The organism is Pseudonocardia pini, from assembly GCF_013870575.1.
Classification (GTDB): domain Bacteria; phylum Actinomycetota; class Actinomycetes; order Mycobacteriales; family Pseudonocardiaceae; genus Pseudonocardia; species Pseudonocardia pini.
The window spans coordinates 1-2,669 of record NZ_JACBXB010000758.1 but is presented as its reverse complement, the minus strand read 5'-3'; the positions used below and the strand labels follow the sequence as shown (position 1 = coordinate 2,669).

Here is a 2,669-nt window from a genome sequence, read left to right as displayed (position 1 = left end):
CCGACACGGCAGGGGACACAGCCGGGGGGGACCCGGTTTGACCCTGCGAATTCCCCTTCCGTACCCTGGGATGCAAGGAGTCGGGCCTCTGTGGCCCGGCGTGCGCTGTTCTCTGTATTCAGGGACTGGGCGCCCATGAGTCCCCCCGAGAGTTTCAGGAGTCGTGCGTCAACGATGTACGCGATCGTCAAGACCGGCGGTAAGCAGTACAAGGTGGCTGTGGACGACGTGGTCACCGTCGAGAAGATCGACGGTGAGCCCGGAGCCGAGATCAGCCTGCCCGCCGTGCTGCTCGTGGACGGCGACAAGCTGACCACCGATGTGGATGCACTGGCCAAGGCCTCGGTGACCGCCACGGTCGTCGAGCACACCAAGGGCCCGAAGATCCGCATCCACAAGTTCAAGAACAAGACCGGGTACCACAAGCGTCAGGGCCACCGTCAGCCGCTGACCAAGGTCCAGGTCACCGGCATCAGCGCGTAAGGAGACCTGCGCCATGGCTCACAAGAAGGGTGCGTCCAGCTCCCGTAACGGGCGCGACTCGAACGCGCAGCGGCTGGGCGTCAAGCGGTACGGCGGCCAGACCGTCAACGCCGGCGAGATCCTGATCCGCCAGCGTGGCACCAAGTTCCACCCGGGCGAGGGTGTCGGCCGCGGTGGGGACGACACGCTGTTCGCCCTCGTCGAGGGTGCGGTCGAGTTCGGCCACCGGCGCGGCCGCAAGGTCGTCAACGTGGTGCCGGTCGAGGCCTGAGGCCCGACCACCAGAAGTTCGCGAGCGGCGGGCCCCCGGGACTACCGGGTGGTCCGCCGTTTTCGTGTGTAGAGGAGAAGCAGGTCATGTCGCGGTTCGTCGACCAGGTCGTCGTGCACGCCACCGCAGGGGCGGGTGGGAACGGCTGTGCGTCGGTCCACCGGGAGAAGTTCAAGCCGCTCGGCGGTCCGGACGGCGGCAACGGCGGCCGGGGTGGGTCGGTCGTGCTGGTCGTCGATCCCGGCGTGCACACCCTGCTGGACTTCCACCACCGCCCACACGCGGTGGCCAAGAGCGGCACCCAGGGTCAGGGCGGTTTCCGGGCGGGCGCCAACGCCGAGGACCTGGAGCTGCGCGTCCCGGACGGGACCGTGGTCTTCGACCAGCGCGGCGAGATCGTCGTGGACCTGGTCGGCCCCGGCACCCGGTTCATCGCGGCCGAGGGCGGTCGCGGCGGGCTGGGCAACGCGGCGCTGGCCTCGTCGGCCCGCAAGGCCCCCGGGTTCGCGCTGCTCGGTGAGCCGGGGGAGAGCCGCGACCTGACCCTCGAGCTGCGCTCGATGGCCGACGTCGGGCTGGTCGGCTTCCCCTCCGCGGGCAAGTCCTCGCTGGTCGCGGCGCTGTCCGCGGCCCGGCCGAAGATCGCGGACTACCCCTTCACCACCCTCGTCCCGCAGCTCGGTGTGGTCACCGCCGGGGACGAGATCTTCACCGTGGCCGACGTGCCCGGGCTGATCCCCGGCGCGTCCGAGGGCCGCGGGCTGGGGCTGGACTTCCTCCGACACATCGAGCGCTGCTCCGTCCTGGTGCACGTCGTGGACTGCGCCACGTTCGAGCCCGGCCGCGATCCCGTCGCGGACGTCCAGGCACTCGAGGAGGAGCTCGCCCGCTACACGCCCGCCCTCGGCGGGGAGCTCTCCGACCGGCCCCGGCTGATCGCGCTCAACAAGATCGACGTCCCGGACGCCGCGGACATGGTCGACATCGTCACCGCCGACCTGGCCGAGCGCTTCGGCTGGCCGATCTACCCGATCTCGACCGCCACCCGGAAGGGCCTGCGCGAGCTGTCCTTCGCGATGGGCGAGCAGGTCGCGGCCTACCGGGCGGCACAGCCGATCCTGGAGCCCACCCGGATCGTGCTCCGGCCGACCGCGGTGGACGACTCCGGGTTCACCATCGAACCGGACCCGCAGCTCGAGGGCGGGTTCCTCGTCCTCGGTGCGCGGCCCGAGCGCTGGATCCGGCAGACGAACTTCGACAACGACGAGGCCGTCGGCTACCTCGGGGACCGGCTGGCCCGGCTCGGGGTGGAGGACGCCCTGGCCGAGGCCGGTGCGCAGCCCGGCTGCCCGGTCACCATCGGCGACATCACGTTCGACTGGCAGCCCAGCACCCCCGCCGGGATCGCGCGGGTCATGTCCGGCCGCGGCACGGACGTCCGGGTCGAGGGCGGCGTCGCCCGAATCTCGGCGGCGGACCGCAAGCTCGCCAAGCTGGCCCGGCGCAAGCACCTCTCGGACGCCGAGCTGGCCGAGGGCGCGAGCTACGCCCACGAGGCCCGCTGGACGAACGACGCCCCCGACGAGCCGGAGGAGATCTTCGAGCTCCCCGAGGGCGAGTTCGAGGTGTGGACCGAGAAGGACGAATCCCGGTGATCCTTGAGCTCGCATGTCCGACTCGCGCGTCGAGAGTGGGGGACTCGCGGGACGGTTCCGCGAGTCCCTCACTTCCGACGCGCGAGTCGGACATCTGCTCGGTGGTCGGCCGTGAGTGAGACCCGGGTGCTGCTGGCACAGGCTCGACGGGTGGTCGTCAAGGTCGGGTCGTCGTCGCTGAGCAGCCTCGAAGGGGGGCTCGACCCCGCTCGGCTGCACCGCCTCGTCGACGCGTTGGCCGCGCGGCGGGCCTCCGGATC

3 protein-coding genes are annotated in these 2,669 nt (G+C 71.2%); all 3 read left to right on the top strand.

The window, feature by feature from the left end:
- Nucleotides 1-174: 174 nt before the first annotated feature.
- Nucleotides 175-483, top strand: coding sequence for a 50S ribosomal protein L21 (gene rplU / locus H5J29_RS28440; RefSeq protein WP_181784066.1), 309 nt, complete (start codon nucleotides 175-177; stop codon nucleotides 481-483).
- Nucleotides 484-496: 13 nt separating this feature from the next.
- Nucleotides 497-754 (top strand): 50S ribosomal protein L27, encoded by a 258-nt coding sequence (gene rpmA, locus H5J29_RS28435; RefSeq protein ID WP_181784065.1) that lies wholly within the window; start codon nucleotides 497-499, stop codon nucleotides 752-754.
- Nucleotides 755-840: 86 nt separating this feature from the next.
- Complete coding sequence (obgE, locus tag H5J29_RS28430; protein WP_181784064.1) at nucleotides 841-2,409, top strand: GTPase ObgE; 1,569 nt, start codon at nucleotides 841-843, stop codon at nucleotides 2,407-2,409.
- The last annotated feature ends 260 nt before the right edge of the window (nucleotides 2,410-2,669 follow it).

What these genes read in the sequence shown, in the direction of transcription:
- rplU (WP_181784066.1), top strand. Translation starts at nt 175, where the DNA reads ATGTACGCGATCGTCAAGACCGGCGGTAAGCAGTACAAGGTGGCTGTG.
- rpmA (WP_181784065.1), top strand. Translation starts at nt 497, where the DNA reads ATGGCTCACAAGAAGGGTGCGTCCAGCTCCCGTAACGGGCGCGACTCG.
- obgE (WP_181784064.1), top strand. Translation starts at nt 841, where the DNA reads ATGTCGCGGTTCGTCGACCAGGTCGTCGTGCACGCCACCGCAGGGGCG.